Genomic DNA, 26,295 nt, shown 5'->3' on the forward strand with positions numbered 1-26,295 from the left:
ATTTTATCTTTTTGAATATCCGCAAAATGCCCATAGTATAAAAGGGAGTTAGAAGGAGTTATGCCTCCGGCAGGAGTTAAATGCCAATAGTCCTGCTATGGCTCCCATGAGCAAAAGTATTGGCTTCTAACTCCTTTTAACTCCCTGAAATAACTCCTTTTAACCCCTTATTGGGCAAAATGCGGACATTCATTTTATTCTTTAAATGAGGAAAAGCGTTTTTTACTGCTTCCGGAATGTTAAAACAATTTAAACATAAACGGTTGCGCAGGCAAGAATGAATACAAGCGTTCACATAAGCGTCCCTTGCAGCGCCGTTCCATCCGCATTAAAATCACCTAAACGCACCCGCACCATCTGATTGTCCAAGGCTTCATTCCGCTCTAACTCAACCCGAATGTAATTCGGAGTAAAGCCGTGCATCGGCATACCCGCTTTGGCATGTTCCACCAACACCGTAGCCTCCTGCCCGATATGCCGGGCATAAAAAGCGTGCGTTTTCTCTTCAGACAAGGCAAGCAAACGCTGGCTGCGCGCATGTTTGTCTTCCGGAGAAACCACATAATCAATCTTCAATGCCTGAGTGCCGGGACGTTCCGAATAACTGAACACATGAAGTTGCGTAACGTCCAATCCCTGAATAAATTCGTACGCCTTTTCAAAATATTCCGGTGTCTCTCCCCGTGTACCGACAATCACATCCACTCCGATAAATGCATCGGGCATATACGACTTGATAGTGTGCACTTTGGAAGCGAACAGCTGGGTATCATATCTCCGGCGCATCAGCTTCAGCACTTCGTCACATCCGGATTGCAAGGGTATATGGAAATGAGGCATAAACCGTTTCGATTGAGCTACAAACGCAATAATCTCATCGGTCAACAAGTTCGGTTCAATCGAAGAGATACGGTACCGCTCGATTCCCTCCACCTTATCCAGTGCCTGAACCAGACTGAAAAATGTCTCGCCCGTAGTTTTCCCGAAATCTCCGATATTCACACCGGTCAAGACAATTTCTTTTCCGCCTTCTTCCGCCACCTGACGTGCCTGTTCAACCAAATCGGCTATCTTTCCGTTCCGGCTTCTTCCGCGGGCAAAAGGAATCGTGCAATACGAGCAGAAGTAATCGCATCCGTCCTGCACCTTCAGAAAATAACGGGTACGGTCTCCTCTCGAACACGAAGGGACAAATGTACGGATGTCTTTTACAGCAGTCGTTACAGCTTCGCCGTGCGCATGTTTTTCCAAATTACCTAAATATTTCATCAAGTCGCCCTTCTGCTCGGCACCCAATACCAAATCCACCCCTTCGATATCAGCGACCTGCTCCGGCTTCAGCTGAGCATAACATCCCATCACTACCACAAAAGCACCGGGATGGTTTTTCACCAGCCGATGAATGGCTTGCCGGCATTTCTTGTCAGCCACCTCCGTTACCGAACAGGTATTGACGATGCAAATATCCGCCTTCTCTCCGGGTCGCACGGTACGCACTCCCGCTTCTTTCAGCATCTTCCCGACAGTAGAAGTCTCCGCAAAATTCAGCTTGCATCCCAAGGTATAATACACCGCTTTCTTATTTTGAAAAATAGTCGTATCTATCATATATAATATAATGTAATTCGCTGCAAAGTTACTCAATCTCGCCGGAATAATCGAGCAAAACCGATAGAAAGCTGATACCTTCACTCCGAAAAGTTGCATAAAACGTTTTTCTAAGAGCCTGTTTAAATTTTCCAATAAAGTAATATTCTATCAGGTTCTTTTACGTTTGTTTCCGGTCTGTTTCCCCGATTTTATTCGTCAGATAGCCCGCTATCCTCCTCATAAAATCAGAAAAACATCCTCGAAAACAATTCGAAAAATTAACCTAAGCAAAATTTAAACAGGCTCTTAGAAATTGTTTTGAATTTCCCCAAAAAGTTTTTCTCGCTTTGATGTATTCGTTTTCGTGTGTGCCTTGGGTGATTTCTGGCTCCTTACTCTGCTTCCGTTTTCCGATAGACGATTAGTCTTATTTGGAGACCGGGAAGCACAGAATTTACAAAACATTGAATAGCAATAAGATAAGCGCATATCTTAAAATAAATTGAAAATCATTTCGCAAGAAAATCTTTCCTAAAACATATTTTTTTGAAAAAAAATCCGTTTTCAAGAACAACGTATCAAAAAAGTCTATATCTTTGCAACGTTTTAAGAAGACAACATAAGTATTACAGATTTAAAAAAGCAAAGAAAATGAAAAAATTAGTATTTTTGTTCGTAGCGTTCGCTGCTGTATCTTTCGCATCTTGTGGTAACAAAGCAGCTAATACTGAAGTTGCAACTGATTCTGTAGAAGAAGCAACTCCGGTTGTTGATTCAACAGCAGTTGATACTGTAGCAGTTGATTCAGCTGCAACTGATTCTGTTGCAGAATAATTATCTCGAACAATTTAGAGAGAATTGAAAGTCTGTAAGCTCAGCCTACAGACTTTTTTTATACCCTGCCGCCATCTTTTCCCCCTTCACAAACAGCCCCAATCTCTTCATCCGGCGTAAGCACGGCAGTTATAGCGATGATTTCCGTAGGAATTACCATTCGCTTTCATGCCACTTTTCTAAAATAAGACAAAAGCCGCACGCATCGGTCCGGATAAGCTGTCATGTCCCCAGACGAACCTTGCTTAGCCTTTCCGCACCGTTTCTGTATAGGGCATGCAATGTGTATTTCTTAGAATGCTTACCGCTAACTAACCACAACGTCAACATACAGGTTCAACAAAACTATAGCGACTGTCACTATGAATCCAATAGTAACAGTCGCTATCATTATATAGATATTTAATGACTGTAGTTTATCGAATGCTTACGGTGGGCAATACCCCGAAGATTGTCCGCAAACAGTTTTGCTCTGCCATAAAGTCCATCCTAAAAGGCGAAGCCGACGCGCATCCCTGCGAACCGGCTTCTGAGATTACTAATTAAAATATGTGCAGGGACGCTTCCCTGCTATTGATAGAGATATATTTATTTTCACATTTAATGGGAATATCCAAACTTCAACCCACAATACTTATTGTTCTTCCAATTGAATCAATTTGCTGTTTAGCAATTCCTCTATAGTCATGGAATCTTGATAAATACTTCTCCACATTCCCCATCCACTTGTATACCTAAAGTACAGAGTCTGTTTAGGATCGCGTCCAATAATCAGTGTATTAACACTTTCCTCTTCATTTGAGCCATCCCACTGGCCGCCATCAGTAGTCGTAAAATCAAAGATGGGATCCGTATTGTTATTTGGCCAGGTATCATATACGTACACCTTTTCTCTTTCCAAATCCTCAAATGATCGATTCCCATATTCAACAGAAATCGTACAAGGAGTATTTTTATAGTTCACCCTAGCCGTCTCATGGTCGTAAGAGGCAAGCTGTACCGTTTCGCTGGCATAGTTCGTATTGATGGTAAAGGTCAACGATTGTTCTGCTAACGGGTCATTGGGAGTATAAAGTATGGCTTGGCCATCATCCCTACGTGTCCAAGTTCCTGTCGTGGTTTTAATGGTTCCGTCAGTAAAGTCGAGATACCTTGCGAAAATTTCTATTTCCGGATGTGTGGCGTTCTGGTCAAAACCGTTATCCACGTCTTCTTGATCATGTATGCTAAATGTAAGCGTCACCTGATTGCCTATCGGATTATAATCCCCGTCCGTAAACGTCAGTGTTCCTTTATTGGTATAGCTGTCTGCATTGTCTTGTGGCGACCAATTCCCTTCATCACTTGTAAGCGATACATTGAAGAAATTGTAACGCGGGGCATTACGGAACTTCGTCACATTATATGCAAGATTGGTTACATCGTCATCAGGGTCAACATCCGCGTACAGAAAGTCTCCATCCTCATCTCTGCTTTCATCCACAAAGTAAGGATTGGTAACCGTTATAAAAGTCTTGCTATCGGCTATGTTGGTTTTGAACACATAGTTAAAAATACGGTTTTGCGTATATTCACCGTGTGTCACTGTCGCTTCATAAAAGAACGTATATTTCTCTTCAGGATCTGTAGCGACGGGTATTTGATTCTCTTCCGCATCAGGATAAATGGTTTTCCGGTAAGGTTCTATCCGCAGCGTTAACGGGAAGACGGAAACAGGCATATTGGCAGGCAAGCGCACCATCAGATTGACGGCTTCGCCCACATTGTCCGGAACAAGGTCTTCACAATCCACCGCTTCAAACCGATATGGTTCACGTACCCTTACGATTACGCGACGGGATAAACCGGAATTGTTTACCGTAATGGCAAACTCGTAGGTTTCCATGGTTTCGGGCAAACTTATAGGAGTAATCTTCAGTACACCCTGTTCACTTTTATCCACATTAATAATATCAGGATCTACATCAATCTCCACTACATTTACCTGATCGTTCTGTACGTTATCAGGATTATTCTCTACATCTTCCGTAAACCTGTAGTAAATTTTGGCAGTTTGATTGAGGGTAACCAGCAACGTATCAATGGTGCTGACATACAGCTCATCCTGACCATCGCGTATTGTGTTTACCTCACTTACTTCGATAGAGGCACCGATGTTGTTGGAAGCCACTGCAGCAGCCGCTTCGTCAATGCTGCTATAACCTTGGTTGGTCACGTTGCCGATAATCACTTTGTAATGGAAGTTGCGGTACAAGTTCAGATAAGTAGTAAGCCATGTCTCTTGATCGGTAGTCACAAGATCCAGCTTATAATAGCATTCCGCCCCATCGTATCTCGCATGGATTAGAATGTACGCAGGACGTGAACTGTCATCCTGATTGCGTTCGTACACATAGGTTGCAGAAGAGGTAAAGTCTGTATTGCTTTGTGGCAAAGCGTCATCTCTCTCTCCTGCATTGTTTCCGCCAAAGCCGGGATTAAGCGAAGTGAACTGTTCGTAAACGTTAGTGCCTGTAGCCTGATTCAATTCGAAAGTGGCGAAACCGCCTGCCACGTCATGATTTCCGGTATAGGGAGCTACCGTCCCGGCTGTACGTTCATTAACAACGGCATAGCCTAACAATTCAAATCTTTCTGGTGTCTCTGTTGAAGTTTCCACGGATATCTTGGCAAAGTTGCGCACCAAATGCACGGTGGGCAACTGGGTGTCTTTACTTATCTCTTGCACACTGATTCGTTGCCAATAGGCATCCTGTCCGTCACTTACGGTCAGTTGGCTAAAGATGCTCGCTTCGCTGTCCGATGGCGTAAAAGTGCCGCCATAATCGGCATCATCCAGCCCTAGCACAAAGTGGAGTGTAGTGATATCATCCCTTACCGGCAGATTGACCGTATAAGTACCTTTTTGGCTGACATCGTCAAATGATTCAACGGTTGCCACTTCGTATGCCACAAAGAAACCGTTCTCATCAAAGACCAATACCCGCATGGACATGCGCATAACATCTTGTGGCGTTTCGCCCAAAGTCCGTGTAGTTGCTTCTATGGCTTCGGGTATGGTTACGGTAAAGCGGTACGTGCCTTCGGGCAAGTCCGAACGATTGCTTGCTATCTCTTGGTCGGTGCAGGAAGCAAGGAGCAAGAGGAATATTAATGGAATGTAAGTATATAGTTTCTTCATATTATTCTCATCTATCAATTATGTGTATCACCTTCCGTTAAAGAACCATCAACCGCATCTCCCCATACAAAATCATAATTCGTTAAGGGATCTGCACCTGACGGGGTGTTGTGTTCATCATCTTCTATGGTCTGCTCTCCCCAATACCAAACATCATAGATACAACGAACATAAGCTTCACCATTAATGCCGGCTCTATACCCCGTGGAGGTATTATACTTGCCAGAAGAGACCCAATAGTCTGTTGTTTCCCCTGCCTCTCCAAACAATCGTGGAATTTTTCTTTGATTTGACAGGTTAATTATGTATTCTACTTCTGCTTTTGTAGGTATCCTCCATCTTCCTGCGGGATAACCGGCTTCTTGATAAGAAGCACAGCGCTCTACTGTATTTACATAAGATCTTGGTAATGTCTTACCCCAAGAAGAAGCAACTTTATAAGCGGGTGCTATTACTTCTACAGCATCTTGACTTGTGCTCCTGTATTCTGTGGCATCTAGTCTTGTACCAAAATCTTCAAAAGTTTCATTCCTAGGGTCACCTAAAGCGTATGCATTATCAGTAAATGAAGATATATGTATGGTGTATAAATTGGGATTTGCATTATTACCACTTAATGCTGATACTGATCCTAAATCATATTTATTTCTCCCCCATTGATCCCCATCATCATAAGGTGTATCTCCATTTTCATAATAACCATTGATAAAACGATTAGCTCTCGCATTCTCCCAGTAATCTGGTACGTATCCTTCATCATTCTTTTCTCCTACGATGTATCTTGCCGGATACTGGTCTATCGTCCAAATATTCGCCTTTACACCATCTTTGTTGTATACTTCTACAGTTATGGTATATTTCACAAAATCGTTTTGGTCACTTAGCTCATGACTTACCATTATAGTCTCATCACTACCTGATCCTATTTCAAAATCCGTAAATTTTACAGTACTATTATTATTTCTATTATCCTGTTGATAGTTCTCATTCAGTTCTACCAAATAAGATTCATCTTCGTGATAATCCCAATAAGATACACTTATAATTTTCGTCTTGTCCCAATCTATATTGCTGCTACTGATATACGCATTTTCAATACTATTCACATTATTCATTACCGAGTTATATTCGTCCAGCACCAGATACTCATACTTTTGCATATCTGCGTCCACCTCCATATCAAACCAGTCCAAGATTTCAAAATCTGCATCTGTTATCTCTACCGCTTCGTTCGGATTCAGGCTGCCCAATACACCGATGTTCACCTTGATACGGTAATAGTGGTTGCGTTCCAACGTTGCGGGAGCTGTACTGCCGGTAATGGGTATACGGTAATAATAGTTGTGCGAACGATACGAACCGCCCTGGTAACGTTCTTCCCAAGGCACGCAGAGTATCAGGTATGCGTCCTGCCGGTCGGCGGTAGTCCCCGAATTGGGATAGGAATAGAACGGAACCTCCTGTTCGTAGTATTGAATTTGGATTTCTTTTGCGTCTTCACCTTCACCTTCCGTTATCGTTTCGGTGATGGTATTACTAGTATAGTCGCGCCTCATGCGGGTGATGTAGTCACTGTTTTCCGCATCATCCGCAGCTGTCACAGTATACGTCCCCTCTAGATTGGTGCGCTTCACTCCATAGACCATAGTCACATTCATTTGATTAAGTACAGGAGTGTATGTCACATTATCCATTTCAATTGACTCCTCCGCAGCCGCATACAGCATTACTTTCGCCATCGCTCTGGTCAGCTTCACATGTCCCTGTGTGCCTTCCGGATTTACTGTAACTGTGGTGCTTCCGTCCATCACCAAGCATTCTTCCGTTACGCTTTCGTCCTCGTAGCCTTCTTTCCAGTTGGTAGTAATGGTACGTTCCTGTAGGGCGGCAAGCGTCCGTCCGTTCGCTTCTGTAAACGTTGTGTTGCTGCTTCCGGTGCGGTTTACCACTACATAGATGTAATAGTTGTTGTTATCTTGGATGATGGTTTTATCAAGCTCTACTTGCAGCAGACTGCCTTCGGGCACCAAACCTTCTTTTGCATAGAGGTACTCCGCCGTGTTTTCTTGCCCGTCAGCAAAGAAATACACATCTACGCTTTTCACCTCGTTTTCGTTGAAACGGTCTTCACCCACTATCGGGGCACGGGTAGACGCGGCTGAGGTCTGCAAGGTCAGTGTCAGGTAGTTGCCGCTCAGGGTTTGCCCGTTGTCCAGTTCGTCCTGGCAAGCCCACAATGCCAATAGCAGGGGCAGGGCAAACATCCGGCAGATTTTATGTATGCTAACTTGTTTCATTTCATCAATAACTTTGAAGTATGGTAAAACGGCTAATAGGGTCATTCCCCGGTTCTTGTTCATTGCCTGAATCGGTCAAATCCATTTCGTATGTCAGGCCGCCTATGTCGGCATAGACATGGAGAGTCACGCTATGGCTGTCGGTGGCATCCGGATCTGTACATTTTATCCGGATGTATTGCGTTGCAGGCTTTTCTCCGTCTTCGGAAGCTACGCCGGAAGCGGTAGCCCCAAGCGGGTTCCCTTCCGCATCCACAAACGTAAAATAATTGATGTCTGCTCCGCTCAGTTGGGCACGCCACATGGCAACAACCGGCGTATTAATGGTAAAGGGAAGTACGGCTGTCTCGCTCGGATTCAGGAAATGTACGGTCTTGCCGTTGTCCAGCAATTCCAGAATCGCATTTCCTTCCGTATCTTCTTCCTGCCATTTGTCCGGTGTGTAACTCAATTCGTCCTCATAATTCACTATCACATCTTCCCTGTCCCACGGTTCGACCTCATACGTCAGGTTCACCAGTTTGCCAGGGTCAAGTTCCGTGCCACCCGGACGGTCTATGTTCACCGTGATGTCGTAAATGTAATTGCGCTGTAAGCGGTAGAGGTGACGGTACGTGTCTGGGTCAATCATGTCATATCCGTCATCCTCGTTGGGTATTGCGTCATCGTTATTGGTTGGTAATCGGAAATTGACAGGCACTTTGTAATAGTACCACTGTTTATTCGTTCCTTCCCCGTAAGGAGCATAAAGCAAGATATAAGTCTGCCTATCGTCCACTATCGGCTCTACTTGGTTGATTTGGTTAGCTTTCGATTCGTCAAACCAGTCGTTAGCGTAGGAGTAAAGCACTAATCCTTTTCGGGTAATAGTTACTTCTTCTCCGCCTTCATTTTCTACTATATGTGTATATTCATGAAGATAGTCTGAGTTTTCCGAAACGGCTTCTGCCATACTTGGCTCTCCGTTTTCTGTTGGATAAGTGGCTATCCCGGCATTATCTCCCAAATAAGATTCTTCGTTTTTATCAATTGCAGTAGTGGTTGTAGCGTATTGACAAAAGCGGTAGGAAACATCTTCCCAATCGGTATCTGAAGCAAATGCCAGACGAATCTTGGCAGCGGCACGCTTCAGGTCTACGGTAATAACTTTGTTTCCTTCTATATTATCTGCTGTTACCTCAGTCTTCCCATCCATCAAGAAAGATTCCTGTTTGCCTGCCGGGTTGCCCAATCCTGTCACATGCAAATTCTCCATTCCAGACCAACTATTGATAGAGTTATCACAATTGGCTACTACATAGATTGTAGCCCCTATCAACTCATCCGCTGTGATATCAGATGTCCACGTATAATAGCCGGGACTACCTTCTAAATCACTAGCATTAAGCGGAAAATGTTCCTCAGATCCATTGGCGAAGACGATGTATATATCCGCTTTCGTAATGGTATTCTCGTTCCAATCTCCCCAGCCCGGTTCAGATGCTCGCGTCTGTACGTCCGTACTTTCGCCCGCACCTACCGTCAAGGCAAACACCACCTGATCTTCCCTCTCACTGGAAAGAGCGGGTGTCGCTTCGTCCGTGCAGGCAGCCAGAGCCATAGCAACAGCCAGCAAACAGCCTATATAATATGGTATATACTTCTTCATATTTAATCAATATCTCCTTCACCTGTCCACCATGGATTTGTGATATCTCCATTATTTATATAATAGTCCATTAGGTCATCATACGCATATCCATTCAGTGCCCGCAGTTGCCAGATGGTGATACGCGTATCTGTACCGGCAAAACGACGGTTGTTATAATAATAGGTTTCATCCACATAGCTATCGTTAGGATTGATGACCAGTTCGTATTCCGTACCGTCCACCAAGGTGATGGTAATCCAAAACTCGGTCTTTACTTCTTTCAAACCAGTGAATTCTGCGTTCACATTACCGTTAAAATCTGTACCCTCTGTCCATGGATGCTTGGCGTAAATCTGTATCTGATATGCCTCATCACGTGCCCTGCCCGTAGAGACACATCTTCTTTCGTGCACATTATCACCATTAATATCGTAAGTGCCCGTACCAAAAGCAAAATAATCAGGATTGGAAAGGTGCGCTTTCCATACTGCTCCTTCCGGTTCGTTCAAACGAAAATAAAAACCGGCGTAGGCGGAATGTTCTTCCAATTCGATATGATCATCATCGCTCGTATAACGCGGATTCAACACATAGCAATACTTTGCCTCAGCGTCTCCATTTTTTGCATTTTCATGGTCGGGTTCTATTTTTCCACTTAACAACCTCCACGCAACCAACGGCGCATTACTTCCTACGGGAGTGTTCCCGTTCCATCCTATATCTGATTCTTCCACCTCTTCCCACGGTAATACGTTCAAGGCTATGGCAAAACCGTCATCTTTCACCCTTACAAATATCTTGTTCCACACATTGCGCTCTATGGCGGGTAGATACACCACTTGTTCTTTTTCCGTACCGTTTGTTGATGCCTGATAAAAAACCGTCATCTTATAACGAGTTTCTTCATCTTCTATAATAGTAGGATAGATATAATCTTTGTTGTTATCTATAGCTGTCCAAGTATCACCGTTTAAGTTTTCAAGCAAATAGGTATGTGTCAACTTAAGTTTTGTAAATTTATCTTCGTAATCACTGAAATGTCCTATTTGAGTATCTTCGCTTTCTGGCAGAGAAGTTTCGATTTCTAAGCCATTTCCAGATTCGTTATCTAATAGGTTGTCTATTTCATCAGTATAGCTTTCAGCAACTTGCTGCGTTTCTCCTTCGCCGGCATTCTTCAAATAACCTATATCCGGCATCTGTTCCAATTCAATCTTATTTATTTTCAAATATGCGTTTTCGTTTTCTTTCGTGAAGAACAACTCCAACTTACCTACGGCACGGGTAGTCTCAATACTAACGCTGTACTCCGAACGGTGTGTGGAAACATCAAGTGTGCCATAACCATAGAGAGGCACTTTGTTATCGCCTGTCCATGTGGTTTGTTGCGTAAACGTAGCGGTTTCTATATCATGTGGAGTGGAGTTTTCATCCAAAGATATTCCTGTGGTGTTCATCACGATGTAGAAATGCAGAATATTGATTTCGTTCTCCACATTGATAATGCGCTCGATGGTTTGCACCAACCGATTATTAAGGTCGATGATAGAGAAATCGAGGTTATTCGTGATATTCTCATGGAATATCAGGGTTGCATCTGCTGTATTACCGTCAAATATCCATAATTGCAAATTATCCGGACGAGTATTGTCCCCTATCACACCTTCTATGTCCGCCACCCTGCTCATCGCAATACCTAAATTGACCGTGATAGTCCGCTTGCTTTCGGCAGACTGCACGGGCTCTTCGTCCCTGCAACCAGCAAGGAAAAGCAGGGAGAGGATACACATTATTATATATAGGCGATGCTGTTTCATTAGAGTTCGGGGGTTATATCGTTAAAACGGACTATCCAGTCGTTGATGATTACTTGGGTGTTGAGCCAGGACTGGTTGCTGTCGAGGAAGAACGTCATGGTGTAGGTGTCTTCACGGTCGAGGTATTCCTGCAGAGGCATGTCGTAGTTTGCCACCGTGCGGCAAAGCTCCAGATAGTCTATCAAGGGGATAGACAATATGGTTTCTCCTGTCTGGCGGTTGGAGATAGTAAGACGGGTGTCTCCATCTGCCATCAACCTGCCTACACTCAGTTCTGCCACTACCACGTTGAGTTGCTCTTCGGAGGCTTCGCCTTCTACTACCGTTGAGCCTTGCGCCTGATGATAGGGCATGTAGGTCAGTACGCCGTCGCCTTCCACCAAACGGTTTTCGTGGGTCATCATGCCGTTCTCGTCGGTGATGGTGAAGTCAAACTGCGAAGCATCCAGCTGCCCTTGCGCCAGTTGTTGCAGGATGACACGGATGGTGCTGGTGTTCTTCATCAGCGGCAGGGTAATGACTTGTGTTTCCGTTGCGGCACGTGTCAGGGTCTGCGTTTCTACGATGCCATGCCATAACGGATGCAGATAGCCTACGGAGTCTATCGGTTCATCGTGGAGCGTAGTAGGGTAACGGTTGATGCGGCACGTCAGGTCTTCCTTGTCGGATATGTTTTCGGTAAGGACGGGAACGGTATAGGCATTGCCTTCTGCCAAGCCTGCCCATGCTACCAGCCGGTAATTCCCGGGAGCAAGGTCAAGCTTCATGGTGTAATCGTCACGGCTCAGGGTTTCGCCTTGTTCGGACTGCTGGAGCACCAGCTTGCCGTCTTCGTCGAACGCATAAAGGGTAATGGAACGTACTTGCGTGGCAAACGCATCGGTAAAGAGCATGTTATAGTCGTGCACAAACTTTACCCGATACTCGGTTTCTACGGGGCAATCGTCGTCATCGTCCCAAACGGTGTGGCATGAAACCATAGGCAGGGCGATTGCCATAGCCAGCAAAGCTTTTCGTACCTGATGATGTATGGAGTAAAGCAAGGTTTTCATCTTTTCTTTAATTAATAATTAACAGTTAATAATTAATAATGGTGAGGATGAGTGCGTTGGTTTTTATTTTGTAGGGGCAGGGTCTGCTTGCCCTGATTGCATCACGTGGATGTATTCGGGCGAGCGAACCTCGCCCCTACAAGGTTATTACTTATGTTAATGGTTATCTATCAATCAAATTCGATGTCATTGTAGCGGACAATCCAAGGTACTATACGAACTTGAACATCCAATGCAGCCTCTTTTGATTCATTATCTGTTCCAGGAGTCGGATCTACATACGGATCACCTATTTGGTCAATCTTAGTTACAGCCAATGAATAGATGTTGTTACGCATAATAGCGAATTCCATATTGCCCAATACATTTGGATCGCCATTATCGAAATGCTTGATTTCGGTTGTATAATAATAGCAAATGTTACTATTATACAATTCGATGCCCGCAGCTTCCAATTCGGTCCTTGTTGATTGATCTGACAAGTCCTTAAGTGCATCTATTGTAGGATAAGCATCTTGTATCTGTTTAATAGTTGTAAAATTATGTCCCTGATAAAGATATAACTTCTCTATTTCTTCTGAACAATTAGCATCTTTCCAAATAGTAGCGACAAAAGAAATACCTGTACTTAAACCATGAGTCTGATGTTCAATATCAGTTGAGTTTTCAAAACAGTAAGACATCAATTTACCAACAGCAGGCAACTTCGGGTCCTCCTCATAATGATCGCTTCCCGATACGGTACTACCATCGTTTATTAAAGACCCCATTGTCTTAAAATATTTAAGAGTTCCCTCTGATACAGTAAAACTTGCATTATCTTTACCTGCATTTGTTATATTCAATTTTGTACTTTCACCAGAAACATCAGCCAATGTATTATAGAACCAATCGTTAGTAGTAGTACCTGCCGGGAATTGCATCTCACCATTTGCATCAGGTACAAATACGATATTGTTATTATTATCCCAATTCGGCGTCCACAAGAAGTTGGTTCCATCCAATGTTCCAAACGGACTCATAGCAGTTCCTGTAATGGTATGTCTTACATAATTCACCGTTTTCGAAAGATTTACCAAAGCATAACCTTCCAGTTTTACAAACCATTCATCGGTTTCAACCGGCGCATTTGTATTATATTGCAAGTCAATAGACGGATTTTGCGTATCTTGTACGAAGCAATAATCAGATGGAATTTGTTTTTCTTCATCCAATGCTGCAAATCCTTCTTCTGTTATATAGTCGATTTTCTTAACAATAATACATTCTGTATCAACTCCATCTACTTCTAAAGTAGTTGTCTGTGGTTGATCCGTTTGACCTTCTTCTGTCTTATATACTACTTTATATACACCCGAGAGTTTATCTGAACTATCATATTCTCCATAAACATCTTGACCTCTTAAATCTTTTGCCTTATTCAGCAATTTATAGTCATACGAACCTGCTTGGTCTGTTTTCTCCAAAGCTGCATTCAATGTGATAGCAGGTTGGTTACCTAATGTAACATTTACTTTATATACATTTTCCTTATTTGTTTCTGTAGGTGTAGTCGAACGGAAAGTGATTTTTGATAAAACACGTTCTACATCAACGCTTACACTTGCCGGATACTCAGGAGTATGATTTTGATTTATTGTAACAGTGGCTTCTGCTTTGTTAGCCATCATAAATCCTGTTGCACCACTAACTAATGCTTGATTATTACTACCTGTATATCCTACACCCATACCAATACTGTTGGCTGCATTTACATAATTATCTTCTGTACCCCCTGCAGGTGTATAATCATAAGCTCCCGTAACAATATCATCATATAACTGACTTGCAGTCTTCGCCAAAGCTGTTCCATCAGAAATTGCAGCTACAGGATTCACAACAACCAATACTTTGTAATCACCTGTAGTTATTTCAATGGGTTCTGCATTTTTATAAATGCCACCAGTTGTTTCTTCAAAATCATTCTCTCCTGCTTCAGTAGCTCCCCCACTTGCTGCATCAAATACAGAATACAATTTTTTGAAACCTTCGTTATTAGAGCCAGTAGAAGCCGGAGCCACAACAACCAACACATTCTTTATTTGCCGTTCTGCATCTAAACCATCGCTATGGTGTCCACTGTCTTCACCATTTCCTTCATTGACATCAGGCGTATCTGGATCATCATCCGTAGAATGGTCATCCCCATTATTATTCGCATCATCCGCAGTAGAACGGCTACTACTACTGCTATTAGCCGAGAACGAAATAGTCAGATAAGCCGGAGTACCGTCACCTATTGTGCCAGTGTTTCCGCCTTGCCCGTCGATTGCATCATCAGAGCATCCGGCAAAAGCTATTGCCGCGAATGCCAAAGCAAAAAACTTAAATTTTCTCATAATCACATTTTACTTAAATTAATATTTTATGTTCGTTATCTCCTTTTTCCAGCTAAAGCCCCTTCAAACTTCTCCCGAAGGGGAGGCTTTACTTTCTTCGGTTTTTAAGCCCCCTCTACGGGAGGGGGATGGGGGAAGCCTCCAGATTTTCTTCCGCTTCACGGATGCCTGCTTGTGCGGCACGCTCTAAGCACGGCTTCGCTTCGTCATAGCGTTCCAAGAGAATCAACGCTACGCCCCGGGCGTTATCGGTTTGCGGGCTGTTTCCTGCTTTCTCCAAGTATCGCAATGCCTGTTCCGCCTCTCTTCGCTCCAAGAGTGCGTTGGCGGCGTTCAGGTTTGCCGTTTCATCATCGGGGTACATGCGTACCGCCACGTCGAAGACACGGTTGAAGTCCTCGCTCCCCGGTTCGTAGGTCTGCGCCACGGCAAACATCTCCTGCAGGCTCAGGTTCTGCGGACGGGTCTTGATGATTTCTTTCGCTTCGTTTACATTAAAGCCCCGGATGGTGTAGCTCACCGTATAATCGGTGCGGCGCAACGCCGGATAGCAGTCCGCAAGCAGCGTGCGGTAGGCTTCGGGATAACGGGAACGGATGTTCCGCTCCTTTTGGTCGATGTCGCCTTCGCCGTCCATCAGGGCAAGGATGGCATCTTTGTCTGCCAGGTCGCTTTCCTCAACGTACTTGCGCAAGCCTTCCCAGTTCTCGCCGCCCGGTTCCGCGCGAAACAACTTCGCATCAATGCCGTATTCGTTTACCAGGTATTCCTTTAAGGCATTGGTACGCCCTTCCGCCAGACGTTGGTTGGAAGCCTGGCTTCCTTCGGGCGATGCATAGCCCTTCAGCATAATTTGTGTGATGCTGAAATCCTTGTCGGCACGGATGGTATCAATGGTGGAACGGATTTTGCGAAGTTCCGCAGCGTTGCGCCGGTAGTCGGGATGGATTTCCGTACGGTTGACCGGGAAATCGAGGAAGGCTTCCCCGCTCAACGAGCGTGCCTTGCGCGTTTCGGCTTGGGGTGTGATGTATGCCAGGCGGGGGGTAAACACCAGGTCGGCTTGTGCCAATGCAGTACGGCTGCCTTTTTCTACTTCGCCGCATCCACATGCATCTTCCGTGATAGCCAGTTCGGCACGGTCCATCCACGAGGCGTATGGCAAGGCTATGCGGTAGTTTACCGTCTGGGCTTCTTCCTTCTTATGACGGACGATGCTGTAAGGTTGTTCCGTATAGAGCGATTCTTCGTTCCGTTGGTAATAAATGTAACGCCTGCGCCCCATAACCTCTACGGCAGGAAGCCATTTCCACTCTTCGCCTGCATAGAACAGGGGAGCCACCACGACCGAACGGTTCCTCCCGACTTCCATGCCTGAAAGGTCGATATCCATGGCAATCACCACGCTGTCACGTTCCTTGCTGATTTCCACATCGCGCACCGTGGCGCCGCTCGTCAGACGTTGCACGCCCGCATCGGCAAACGCCGAAGAAGCTGCCAGCAAAGACATTACGCTATATAAACAGATTGTTTTCATCGTTCTCCTCCTCCCTTATTAGAATACATAAATCAGGTTGATTGCCGCTTTGGTAGGTCCGAAATAGTGGTGCGGCTCGTTATCTTCCAGCTTGTCGCCGCACGTAGCGCACTCGTACTTGTCGGCTTGCGAATAGACGTAACCGATTCCGATTTCCGCTTCAATGCTCCAGTGCTTCGAAAGCAGCCATTGGTATCCGTAGGCAACGCCCACTCCCAACATCCAGCCTTCGAACCGGTGTTCCTGCAGTTCTCCGAAGTCGGTGCCCAAGAACTTAAAGTCCGTATCCCAGTTGCCCATGTTGTAGATGCCTCCCAAGAGGTGTGCACCGACGAAATGTCCGTTGAACGCCTCGCAGAACCAGTAGCGGGCTTCGGGCTGAAAGGAAAGCTGCCTCCATTTCTTGTTGTCTGAGAAATTCCAAGGATTCCAGTTTGCAGACACGTCAAGCGTCCACTTCGGCGCGAGCCTTGTCTCAAAACCAAGGTTCATCGTCGTTGTAGCGTCATAAAACAAATTGGTCTTCACCGCCCAATCCTGTGCCGAAACCGATACCCCTATGCAGCATAAGAGGATAAATAACAAACGTTTCATAGCATATTGATTGTTTTTTGCTGCCTGAGCAGCCTCACATTTCACTTAATTTAGTATCTTTGCCGCAAACATAGATATATAATTAAGGAGTGTTTGCAACAAGTCTCTATTCTCTACTTAACTATAATCTGCTGCAAACATATATAATAAATTTTACATAAACAAATAGCTTAGTTGTTTTTTTCAAAAAAATGAAATAATACCTTCAGAAGGCTATCCTTCCAACCGCAACCCGTTCCGGTCACACCTTATTGTATTATGCTATCCGCAAACAGCCTATGTAGGGGCGTATCGCATACGCCCGAATGCGCCCAACTTATCCATGCAGATGTTTCCAGGGCGTATGCGATACGCCCCTACAGTTCATTGAATGGAATGCGGATATTCAATTTAGAAGCTGTTTTGAATTTATCGTGCGCTGATTTGGGATGAGTTTTTGAGGCATTTTCGCTTCTGTGATGAGGAAGATAGCGGGCTATCTGACGAAGAACAGGAGCGAAAAGGACCAAAAAATCGCCCAAAGCACACACGAAAACGAACACATCAAGCCAAGAAAAACTTTTTGGAGAAATTCAAAACAGCTTCTTATATAGACGGGAGACATAGGGTAATCTGAAGAAGCAGTTATGTTGCTACGCGCAACGCATATAGGTGCATCCGCTGTAAGATTATTAATCTTCAGGCTGCAAGATTATTAATCTTACAAGCGGAAGATTATTAATCTTACACGCAACGCACTTATCTGTCAGTATAAGACAAGGCAAAATAGGTTAGCCATATATACCATACGCGGTACAGATTTTGTACATTTTAATGGAACATGATTTCAGCACGGAGTACACAGAGGAAAAATTTAAAAGACTCTGTGTGCCTCTGTGTACTTCGTGGTGATAAATACACAATCGCATACCGCACAAAGTATAAAAGCGTATCAAAAAAATAGCCCCGGTCAGGCATCTTCCTAACCGGGGCTTTTATCAAGTATTTACAGATAACAAATTAAGCTTCTTCGGCTACTACTTCGAAAGGAATTTCAACAGCTACTTCCTTATGAAGTTTTACAAGTGCAGTGTAGTGACCAACTTCTTTAACTTGACCCTTAACAAGGATAATCTTACGATCGATGTTATGACCCAATTTAGCCAATTCATCTGCAATCTGAATATTGCTTACAGAACCGTAAACAACACCCGTAGCACTTACCTTAGTCGGGATAGTCAACGAAATGCCTTTCAACGACTCTGCAACAGCTTCAGCGTCTTTCTTAATCTTTTCCAATTTATGAGCGCGTTGCTTCAGTTCTTCAGCCAACATTTTTTTGGCAGCCGGTGAAGCAATGACAGCCTTACCAGTCGGAATAAGATAGTTACGACCATAACCAGACTTAACGGTTACAATATCATTCTTGTAGCCCAAGTTCGCTACGTCTTCTTTCAAAATAATTTCCATACTTATTCCTCCTTTATTTATTTCATCATATCAGTTACATAAGGCAACAAAGCCAAATGACGAGCTCTCTTCACAGCCTGCGCAATACGACGCTGAAACTTCAGAGAAGTACCGGTAATACGGCGCGGAAGAATTTTACCTTGTTCATTCAAGAATTTTTTCAAGAATTCAGGATCTTTGTAATCGATATACTTAATACCGCTTTTCTTGAAACGGCAGTATTTCTTCTTTTTAACATCGACTGAGGGCGGAGTTAAATATCTGATTTCTGATTGTTGTTGTGCCATAATTAATTTTCCTCCTTTTTAGTTGATTTTAAACTTCTTCTCTTTGCAGCGTATTCTGCAGCATACTTATCCATTCTGAAAGTCAAGAAACGGATGACACGTTCATCCCGGCGATAATTGATTTCCAACTTTGAGATAACAGACGGATCTGCCTTAAACTCAAGCAGCTGATAGAAACCCGTAGATTTCTTTTGGATTGGATAAGCCAATTTCTTTAATCCCCAGTTTTCTTCGTTGATGATTTCAGCGCCTTCCTGTGTCAGGATGGTTTTGAACTTCTCTACCGCTTCCTTCATCTGTACGTCAGACAAAACGGGAGTTAAAATGAAAACGGTTTCGTATTGATTCATACTATTCGTTAATTAAATTATTAATAATAAATTTTTTAATTGCGGCGCAAAGATACTACTTTTTCTCTAACCTACAAAGAGATACAAAGTTTTTTGTGTAAAGAGCATCGCAATAAATGTATTTTAACTGCAGCAAACGTCTCCAACTACCCTCGGACATCCCCCAAACAATTATAGTCAATCAGAAATGAATTGCGAAAAATCATTTGTCATGCTGAGTGCCTATTTCCTGCGGAAAACCCATTCGATTATGACAAATTGTAAATTCGTCATTGGTAACGAAGTGAAGCATCTCGGATGCGCCCACGTGGATGTACACGAGATCCTTCACGTCCGTTCAGGATGACAATACATCAAGATTTTTTCGCAAACCAATTTTATTTTACTATAAATTGAACCGATTATTAAATTTTTCATCAAATAATTTCCATAATACAAGAATTATACTTTAATTTGTATTTAAAAGATAAACCGTTAAATAAAAGAAGACACACATGAAAAGCTTATTAAAAAACTTAGGACTGATATTAGTCGTTCTTGGAGCAGTAATTTTAATTGTCTGCTATGCCTCAGGCAATGTAAATAACAATGGTATTTTAGGAGGCTCGCTCTTTTTAATTGTCATTGGATTAATATCATACATTATCTTAAACAAACGCATTACAGACTAAAGGAAACTAAAAACAAAGGCATAAAAAAGCCTGAACCGATTCGGATTCAGGCTTTTTTTATGATTATCAATCCTGGTCGGGAGTAATCAGTTTATATCCTTTGCCATGAATATTGATAATTTCTATCGAATCATCTTCCTTCAAATGCTTACGCAGTTTCGTAATATATACATCCATGCTTCGTGCATTGAAATAATTATCATCAATCCAAATGGTTTTCAAGGCAAAGTCGCGTTGAAGAATCTCATTGGCATGTGCACAAAGCAATCCTAACAATTCAGATTCTTTTGTAGTTAATTTTGTCTGCTTGTCACCGATAGACAAAATCTGCTTTTGAGTGTCAAAGGTAAAACGCCCAATTTTATACATATTGCTTTCCTTATTCCGTTTGCCACGCACACGACGCAAAATGGCTTCAATACGGAAAGTCAGCTCCTCCATACTAAACGGTTTGGTAATATAATCATCCGCCCCAATCTTAAACCCTTCCAAAATATCTTCCTTCAATGTTTTTGCAGTAAGGAATATAATCGGGATTTCCGTATTGGCTTGACGGATTTCCTGAGCCAAGGTAAATCCGTCTTTCTTCGGCATCATCACATCCAACACGCACAAATCATATTTATTCTTCAAAAAAGCCTTGTATCCGGCTTCTCCATCGGGAAACAATTCAGCCGAATACCCTTTTGCCTGTAAATATTCTCTTAATAACATGCCAAGATTTTCATCATCTTCGCACAATAAAATACGCAATTTCTCGTCCATTTTTACTCATCTTTAAATAAAGGTAATACAATAATAAATTTAGTGCCCACATTCAGTTCACTTTCGGCACGTATTGTCCCTTTGTGATCTGTAATGATTTTCTTCACATACGCCAAGCCCAGACCAAACCCTTTCACATCATGCAAATTGCCGGTATGAACCCGATAGAACTTATCAAATATCTTTTTCAAATTTTCTTTTTTAATACCTATTCCATTGTCTTCAATGGATATATGAAGCTTGCCGCCTTCGTTCCAGGTGCGCACTTTCAACTTGATATTGACATCCGGTTTCTTGTATTTCAGCGCATTATCCAACAAATTAAAAATCACATTCGTAAAATGCATCTCATCGACAAAAACGAACGGATCATCCGCATCCAAAGCAACATCTAAAGTTCCATTACAGTTCTCCACTTTCAACCGGAATGTATTTGTCACATTATACACCAGTTCATTAGCATCTACTTCCTTCATTTTCAATGTTGCTTTCTGACGTTCGAACATCGACATCTGCAACACTTTCTCCACCTGAAAGCGCAACCGTTTGGTTTCATCGTTAATCACTCCCGATATATGCTTAAACATTTGGGGCGACTTGCCCACAGCCGGATCATTCAACATCTGGGCCGCCAATGAAATGGTCGATATCGGAGTCTTGAATTCATGTGTCATATTATTAATGAAATCATTCTTGATTTCGGTCAGTTTCTTCTGGCGGAAGATGGTATAAATGGTAAATATGAATGTCACCAACAACACCAACGTAAAGATAAGCGAAGGTATCATAAAGCGCACCGAGCTGAAGATGTAATTATCCATCGTCGGGAAAAACACATTCACAAACCCCATCTTTGCGGGAGGATCTTTTTCAAAGAGCAAACGGGAATATATTTTCTCATTATCATATTCATAATCCGAACACCGATAAACCTCTTTTCCGTCCCGGTCGGTCACTGTAAAATGATAAGGAATATCCACACCGTTGTTTTTCAGTTCCGAATTCAGATAATAATCCAACTGCTTAAAATTAACCCGCTCCTTCAACGGCTTGTCGCTTGCCGTATAAAGGATGTTATAAATAACCTCATCCAGCAAAGCACGTTGATAAACGTAACGTTCCTTCAATATTTCCTGCAGGTTCCGGGATGTCTGCGGTATATTTTTCCCCGTTGAGATAATCACCTTCGGAACACTGGAAGGACGGTTTATTATCGCTTTCCACTCGAAACTGGAAAAAGTGCTTCCATCGGGAGAAGTCATCATAAACTGCTGATGTGCGACGACATTCCGGCTGCTATCGGTACCTATTGACGGCACTTGCAATTGACGCGAAAGCCGTGCCGCCCGTTCGGTAGCCACAACATCTTTCTCCAGATATTTCTTTGTCTCTACCAGTTCCAAATTATGCACTGCCTGCGCAAGACTACGTCCTACATTTTCTTCAAACTGTTCCTTGCGCATCTTGACCATCTCCTCAATATAGCTTACTTGCAAATACAGCAAGCTTAGAAAAGAAAGTCCCATTACAATACCTAATATCCAAATCGTTGACTTTTTCATGGAAGCAAATTTACATGGCTAACCGTTACAATACACCTTACTTAACATGTTTTAATCCCAGATTCTTTTATATTAACCAAAACGTTCTTTTAACATGCCAAAATAAGCATTTCATAGCCTTAGCCTGCTTACCTGCTTGCAAAATTAATAAAATTTTAAATCAATAACAAATAAATATCCCTAATAGTTTAAGCTAAGTTAAATAAAAAAAGGCCGCATTTTAAGAAATGCGACCTTTAAACATATAAAAATAACAACTTGCTTACATTTCGTCCTTTTCTTGTTCTTCAAACTCCTTCATCAGTTTCGTCTGAACATCTGCCGGCACAAGTTCATAGCTGGCAAATTTCATAATGAACGATGCACGTCCTCCGGTCAATGAACTTAAAGCAGTCGAATAATTAGACATCTCCTTCAAAGGCACTTTGGCGGTCAATTTTTCATATCCCTTTTCGCTACTCATACCCATAATCATACCTCTACGTCCTTGCATATCGCTCATTACATCACCCAGCTTATCGCTCGGACAGAATACTTCCACATCATAAATCGGCTCCAAAATCTTCGGACCTGCATTCTTAAATGCATCACTAAACGCATGGCGTCCGGCAAGCATGAAAGAAATTTCATTGGAATCTACCGGGTGCATCTTACCGTCATAAACAATGACACGCACATCACGGGCATAAGAACCTGTCAACGGACCTTGCTCCATACGGCTCATGATACCTTTTAAGATAGCAGGCATAAAACGCGCGTCAATAGCACCGCCGACCACACTGTTAACAAATACCAATTTTCCACCCCATTCCAAATCGATGGTCTCTGTTCCTTTTACCGTAACCTTAAATTCCTGACCATTAAACTTATATGTATCCGGAAGCGGCATGCCTTCATAGTAAGGCTCAACAATCAGATGCACCTCACCGAACTGACCTGCGCCACCCGACTGTTTTTTATGACGATAATCGGCACGAGCGGCTTTTGTAATTGTCTCACGATACGGAATCTTCGGTTCCAAGAACTGGACAGGCAACTTTTCATTGTTTTCCAAACGCCACTTCAAGGTACGCAAATGAAATTCTCCCTGACCGTGAACCAATATTTGCTTCAACTCTTTCGACTGTTCTATTACCCACGTCGGGTCTTCTTCACGCATACGGTTCAATATTGCCATCATCTTTTCCATATCAGCCTCATTCACAGGCTTGATGGCACGTGTATATTTCGGATTCGGATATTTAATGAAGTTAAAACGGTTGTCACAATCCTTACCATTCAACGTATTGCCTGTCTTCACATCTTTCAGCTTCACCGTACAGCCAATATCACCGGCACGCAATTCCTCTACTTTTTCACGGATAGCACCTGCACAAACATATAATTGAGCCATACGTTCTTTAGAGCCACGGTCTGCATTGGTCAGGTCATCGCCTTCATGTACAACGCCGCTCATTACTTTAAAGTATTGCACATCACCGATATGCGGTTCTACCGCAGTCTTGAAGAAATAAAGCGAGGTAGGTCCGTTCGGATCAGGCAGAACAGGCACGCCACGGGTATTATGCACCACTGGCATTTCATCCACAAAAGGCACTACATTGCCCAAGAACTCCATCAAACGCCGCACCCCCATGTCTTTTCCGGCACACACACAAAATACTGGGAACATGCCGCGTGCAACCAAGCCTTTACGGATACCTTCACGCATTTCATCCTCGGTCAGAGAATCCGACTCGAAAAATTTCTCCATCAACGTCTCATCGTGTTCGGCAGCAGCCTCTACCAATACCTTATGCCAAGCCTGAGCTTTCTCCATCTCCTCTGCCGGAATATCCTCAATCACAGGTTCGCCTCCCTCAGGTTTCCATGAATATTTTTTCATTAAAAGTACATCAATCAACGAATTAAAGTCGGGACCTGTACTAATGGGATACTGAACGGGAACAACTTTCGACCCGTAATTCTCTCTTAACTGCTCCAATACATGGTCAAAATCACATTTTTCGCTATCCAACTGGTTTACCAAGAAGATAACCGGCTTGCCTAGTTTTTCGGTATAGCGGAAATGATTCTGTGTCCCTACCTCCGGACCGTATTGCCCGTTCAATAGCAGAACCGCTGTATCTGTCACATTCAATGCAGTAAGAGCTGCACCCACAAAATCGTCACTTCCCGGACAGTCTATGATATTCAATTTCTTGCCATTCCATTCTACATGATAAACGGTAGAGAATACAGAGTATCCGTACTCCTGCTCTACCGGGAAATAATCGCTGACTGTATTTTTGGCAGTGATTCTGCCACGGCGTTTTATAATACCACTCTCATAGAGCAACGCTTCTGTGAGGGTGGTTTTACCTGATCCATCATTGCCAAGAAGTGCAATGTTTTTAATTTCGTTAGTCTGATATACTTTCATGGTACTCAAGATTTAAATAAAAAACAAAAGGATATGCTTCTCATATCTCTCATAATGCCGCGCAAATTAGAAATTAATGAGGAGAAATGCAATTTTTGCCCCGTGTTACTAAACTATGTTTTTAGACACATATTCCTACGACTTCAACTAACTTATGACAGGCATAAGCGAAAACGCTCTTATATTCATTACCTTACGGACCTATATCCATCAGCTTATGCACCTATTCCAATTACGTATAGAACTTAAATGAACATCTCCATCCAACTACCATACATGTCCCGAAAACAAGAAAAAGCCTCATCCGAAGTGAATTACCCTGTAACTGACGATAAAATACATATCCACCCGCCGGTTAATGGCAAGCATTGTTTCTTCCTATTAAAAATATTATCTTTGCACCAGCTTTCATTTACAGATTTTGCAACTCATGGATTATAACAAACTGACTCCCATTGTAAACAAGCCGAACGGATGGGCACTGATGCCGCTCGTCGTTTTTCTGTGCCTGTACCTGATAACCTCCATCATCGTCAACGACTTTTACAAAGTTCCCATAACCGTGGCGTTCCTGGTAGCTTCGGTTTATGCCGTCGCCACAACCAAAGGGCTTTCGCTGAACGACCGCATCCTGCAATACTCTTCGGGAGCCGCCAATACCAACATCATGCTGATGATTTGGATATTTATCCTTGCCGGAGCCTTTGCCCAGTCGGCAAAAGCCATGGGAGCCATTGATGCTACCGTCAATCTTACCCTCTGGCTCCTTCCGGAAAACCTGTTGCTTGCCGGCGTATTTCTCGCCTCGTGCTTTATCTCGCTCTCCATCGGCACCTCGGTAGGCACCATTGTCGCCCTTGCTCCGGTAGCTGCAGGCATTGCCGCCAAGACCGACATCAGCATGGCGTTTATGACGGCCATCGTCGTTGGAGGGGCTTTCTTTGGTGACAATCTTTCTTTTATTTCCGATACCACCATTGCCGCGACACGCACCCAAGGCTGCGTGATGCGAGACAAGTTCCGTGTCAATTTTCTGATTGCTCTCCCGGCAGCCCTGCTGGTATTGATATACTACATTGTATACGGAATGCAAACCGAAGCCCATCCCGACATCTCTCCCATCGAATGGGTGAAAATCATCCCCTACCTTATCGTGCTGGGAACTTCCATCGCCGGAATGAATGTCACACTGGTATTGCTCTTAGGCTTGCTGTCGACCGGCATCATCGGATGGGGATACGGCGCATTCGACCTTTTCGGATGGTTTGGAGCAATGGGAGAAGGTGTACTGGGAATGGGGGAACTGATTATCATCACGCTGATGGCAGGCGGTATGCTGGAACTCATCCGGTTTAATGGAGGCATCGACTATATCCTGCACCGGCTGACCGAACGCATCAACAACAAACGGGGAGCCGAATTCAGCATTGCCGCCCTCGTCAGCCTTGCCAATTTCTGTACCGCCAACAATACGATTGCCATCATCACAGTGGGTCCACTCGCCAGCCGCATAGCGGAAGAATACCGGGTAGACAAGCGGAAAAGTGCCAGCATACTCGACACATTCTCGTGCGTAATACAGGGCATTATCCCCTATGGGGCACAGATGCTGATTGCAGCCGGACTGACCCAATTGTCTCCACTCGACATTATTCCCTACCTTTATTATCCGATGGCATTAGGAATATTCGCCATCCTAAGCATCGCATTCCGTTTCCCACGACGGTACTCCTGATGGAATATTATAAAAAGCACCACAGATTACACGGATATTCAATTTTTCGATTTACGAAGTACGATTTTAGAAGCTGTTTTGAATTTCTCCAAAAAGTTTTTCTTGGCTTGATGTTTCCGTTTTCGTGTGTGGTTTGGGCGATTT

At 43.4% G+C, this 26,295-nt stretch carries 18 protein-coding genes; 3 read left to right on the forward strand and 15 right to left on the reverse strand.

Features of this window, described 5'->3' with window-relative positions:
- Nucleotides 1–291: 291 nt before the first annotated feature.
- Nucleotides 292–1,608: a tRNA (N(6)-L-threonylcarbamoyladenosine(37)-C(2))-methylthiotransferase MtaB gene (gene mtaB, locus BACSA_RS05040; RefSeq protein ID WP_041584235.1), complete on the reverse strand. Its 1,317-nt coding sequence runs from the start codon at nucleotides 1,606–1,608 to the stop codon at nucleotides 292–294.
- Between the two features lie 633 nt (nucleotides 1,609–2,241).
- Here mtaB and BACSA_RS05045 point away from each other — a divergent pair.
- Nucleotides 2,242–2,424 (forward strand): PG1828 family lipoprotein, encoded by a 183-nt coding sequence (locus BACSA_RS05045; RefSeq protein WP_013617035.1) that lies wholly within the window; start codon nucleotides 2,242–2,244, stop codon nucleotides 2,422–2,424.
- Nucleotides 2,425–3,058: 634 nt separating this feature from the next.
- On the opposite strand, the gene BACSA_RS05050 is transcribed toward BACSA_RS05045, so the two are convergent.
- The 11 genes from BACSA_RS05050 to rpsF form a co-directional block, all read right to left on the reverse strand.
- On the reverse strand, nucleotides 3,059–5,605 hold the full coding sequence (locus BACSA_RS05050; protein WP_013617036.1) for a hypothetical protein: 2,547 nt from the start codon (nucleotides 5,603–5,605) through the stop codon (nucleotides 3,059–3,061).
- 14 nt (nucleotides 5,606–5,619) lie between these two features.
- Nucleotides 5,620–7,902, reverse strand: coding sequence for a fimbrial tip adhesin FimD (gene fimD, locus BACSA_RS05055; protein WP_144005183.1), 2,283 nt, complete (start codon nucleotides 7,900–7,902; stop codon nucleotides 5,620–5,622).
- Between the two features lie 4 nt (nucleotides 7,903–7,906).
- Nucleotides 7,907–9,550, reverse strand: coding sequence for a DUF4906 domain-containing protein (locus tag BACSA_RS05060; protein ID WP_041583892.1), 1,644 nt, complete (start codon nucleotides 9,548–9,550; stop codon nucleotides 7,907–7,909).
- Nucleotides 9,551–9,552: 2 nt separating this feature from the next.
- Entirely contained in the window at nucleotides 9,553–11,349 is a 1,797-nt protein-coding gene (locus BACSA_RS05065; RefSeq protein ID WP_013617039.1) for a DUF4906 domain-containing protein, read from the reverse strand.
- Nucleotides 11,349–12,401, reverse strand: coding sequence for a FimB/Mfa2 family fimbrial subunit (locus tag BACSA_RS05070; protein WP_013617040.1), 1,053 nt, complete (start codon nucleotides 12,399–12,401; stop codon nucleotides 11,349–11,351). Before BACSA_RS05070 ends, BACSA_RS05065 begins: the two co-directional genes overlap by 1 nt.
- Nucleotides 12,402–12,571: 170 nt before the next feature.
- A complete protein-coding gene (locus BACSA_RS05075) occupies nucleotides 12,572–14,779 on the reverse strand; it encodes a fimbria major subunit (RefSeq protein ID WP_013617041.1) in 2,208 nt (735 codons plus the stop codon).
- Between the two features lie 115 nt (nucleotides 14,780–14,894).
- Nucleotides 14,895–16,316, reverse strand: coding sequence for a DUF3868 domain-containing protein (locus BACSA_RS05080; protein WP_013617042.1), 1,422 nt, complete (start codon nucleotides 16,314–16,316; stop codon nucleotides 14,895–14,897).
- A gap of 18 nt (nucleotides 16,317–16,334) precedes the next feature.
- A complete protein-coding gene (locus tag BACSA_RS05085) occupies nucleotides 16,335–16,910 on the reverse strand; it encodes a DUF3575 domain-containing protein (RefSeq protein ID WP_013617043.1) in 576 nt (191 codons plus the stop codon).
- A 999-nt stretch (nucleotides 16,911–17,909) separates the two neighbouring features.
- Entirely contained in the window at nucleotides 17,910–18,359 is a 450-nt protein-coding gene (gene rplI / locus BACSA_RS05090) for a 50S ribosomal protein L9 (RefSeq protein ID WP_013617045.1), read from the reverse strand.
- Nucleotides 18,360–18,376: 17 nt separating this feature from the next.
- Nucleotides 18,377–18,646 (reverse strand): 30S ribosomal protein S18, encoded by a 270-nt coding sequence (rpsR, locus tag BACSA_RS05095; protein WP_013617046.1) that lies wholly within the window; start codon nucleotides 18,644–18,646, stop codon nucleotides 18,377–18,379.
- Nucleotides 18,647–18,648: 2 nt separating this feature from the next.
- On the reverse strand, nucleotides 18,649–18,996 hold the full coding sequence (gene rpsF / locus BACSA_RS05100; RefSeq protein WP_013617047.1) for a 30S ribosomal protein S6: 348 nt from the start codon (nucleotides 18,994–18,996) through the stop codon (nucleotides 18,649–18,651).
- Nucleotides 18,997–19,490: 494 nt separating this feature from the next.
- Here rpsF and BACSA_RS20095 point away from each other — a divergent pair, with 494 nt between their 5' ends.
- Nucleotides 19,491–19,667 carry a hypothetical protein gene (locus BACSA_RS20095; RefSeq protein WP_013617049.1) on the forward strand — a complete coding sequence of 59 codons (177 nt, stop codon included), beginning with the start codon at nucleotides 19,491–19,493 and terminating at the stop codon, nucleotides 19,665–19,667.
- A 66-nt stretch (nucleotides 19,668–19,733) separates the two neighbouring features.
- Here BACSA_RS20095 and rprY read toward each other — a convergent pair whose 3' ends face one another.
- From rprY to BACSA_RS05115, 3 genes are all read right to left on the reverse strand, one after another.
- Entirely contained in the window at nucleotides 19,734–20,432 is a 699-nt protein-coding gene (gene rprY, locus BACSA_RS05105; protein WP_013617050.1) for a response regulator transcription factor RprY, read from the reverse strand.
- 2 nt (nucleotides 20,433–20,434) lie between these two features.
- Nucleotides 20,435–21,994 (reverse strand): sensor histidine kinase, encoded by a 1,560-nt coding sequence (locus BACSA_RS05110; RefSeq protein ID WP_013617051.1) that lies wholly within the window; start codon nucleotides 21,992–21,994, stop codon nucleotides 20,435–20,437.
- A 262-nt stretch (nucleotides 21,995–22,256) separates the two neighbouring features.
- On the reverse strand, nucleotides 22,257–24,416 hold the full coding sequence (locus BACSA_RS05115) for an elongation factor G (protein ID WP_013617052.1): 2,160 nt from the start codon (nucleotides 24,414–24,416) through the stop codon (nucleotides 22,257–22,259).
- A 430-nt stretch (nucleotides 24,417–24,846) separates the two neighbouring features.
- Here BACSA_RS05115 and BACSA_RS05120 point away from each other — a divergent pair, with 430 nt between their 5' ends.
- Nucleotides 24,847–26,151 carry a Na+/H+ antiporter NhaC family protein gene (locus tag BACSA_RS05120; RefSeq protein WP_013617054.1) on the forward strand — a complete coding sequence of 435 codons (1,305 nt, stop codon included), beginning with the start codon at nucleotides 24,847–24,849 and terminating at the stop codon, nucleotides 26,149–26,151.
- The last annotated feature ends 144 nt before the right edge of the window (nucleotides 26,152–26,295 follow it).

Origin of the sequence: Phocaeicola salanitronis DSM 18170 (assembly GCF_000190575.1) — a bacterium.
Lineage (GTDB): Bacteria > Bacteroidota > Bacteroidia > Bacteroidales > Bacteroidaceae > Phocaeicola > Phocaeicola salanitronis.

Excerpts from the sequence above, each read along its gene's own strand:
- mtaB (WP_041584235.1), bottom strand. The coding sequence starts at position 1,608 with ATGATAGATACGACTATTTTTCAAAATAAGAAAGCGGTGTATTATACC.
- BACSA_RS05045 (WP_013617035.1), top strand. The coding sequence starts at position 2,242 with ATGAAAAAATTAGTATTTTTGTTCGTAGCGTTCGCTGCTGTATCTTTC.
- BACSA_RS05050 (WP_013617036.1), bottom strand. The coding sequence starts at position 5,605 with ATGAAGAAACTATATACTTACATTCCATTAATATTCCTCTTGCTCCTT.
- fimD (WP_144005183.1), bottom strand. The coding sequence starts at position 7,902 with ATGAAACAAGTTAGCATACATAAAATCTGCCGGATGTTTGCCCTGCCC.
- BACSA_RS05060 (WP_041583892.1), bottom strand. The coding sequence starts at position 9,550 with ATGAAGAAGTATATACCATATTATATAGGCTGTTTGCTGGCTGTTGCT.
- BACSA_RS05065 (WP_013617039.1), bottom strand. The coding sequence starts at position 11,349 with ATGAAACAGCATCGCCTATATATAATAATGTGTATCCTCTCCCTGCTT.
- BACSA_RS05070 (WP_013617040.1), bottom strand. The coding sequence starts at position 12,401 with ATGAAAACCTTGCTTTACTCCATACATCATCAGGTACGAAAAGCTTTG.
- BACSA_RS05075 (WP_013617041.1), bottom strand. The coding sequence starts at position 14,779 with ATGAGAAAATTTAAGTTTTTTGCTTTGGCATTCGCGGCAATAGCTTTT.
- BACSA_RS05080 (WP_013617042.1), bottom strand. The coding sequence starts at position 16,316 with ATGAAAACAATCTGTTTATATAGCGTAATGTCTTTGCTGGCAGCTTCT.
- BACSA_RS05085 (WP_013617043.1), bottom strand. The coding sequence starts at position 16,910 with ATGAAACGTTTGTTATTTATCCTCTTATGCTGCATAGGGGTATCGGTT.
- rplI (WP_013617045.1), bottom strand. The coding sequence starts at position 18,359 with ATGGAAATTATTTTGAAAGAAGACGTAGCGAACTTGGGCTACAAGAAT.
- rpsR (WP_013617046.1), bottom strand. The coding sequence starts at position 18,646 with ATGGCACAACAACAATCAGAAATCAGATATTTAACTCCGCCCTCAGTC.
- rpsF (WP_013617047.1), bottom strand. The coding sequence starts at position 18,996 with ATGAATCAATACGAAACCGTTTTCATTTTAACTCCCGTTTTGTCTGAC.
- BACSA_RS20095 (WP_013617049.1), top strand. The coding sequence starts at position 19,491 with ATGAAAAGCTTATTAAAAAACTTAGGACTGATATTAGTCGTTCTTGGA.
- rprY (WP_013617050.1), bottom strand. The coding sequence starts at position 20,432 with ATGGACGAGAAATTGCGTATTTTATTGTGCGAAGATGATGAAAATCTT.
- BACSA_RS05110 (WP_013617051.1), bottom strand. The coding sequence starts at position 21,994 with ATGAAAAAGTCAACGATTTGGATATTAGGTATTGTAATGGGACTTTCT.
- BACSA_RS05115 (WP_013617052.1), bottom strand. The coding sequence starts at position 24,416 with ATGAAAGTATATCAGACTAACGAAATTAAAAACATTGCACTTCTTGGC.
- BACSA_RS05120 (WP_013617054.1), top strand. The coding sequence starts at position 24,847 with ATGGATTATAACAAACTGACTCCCATTGTAAACAAGCCGAACGGATGG.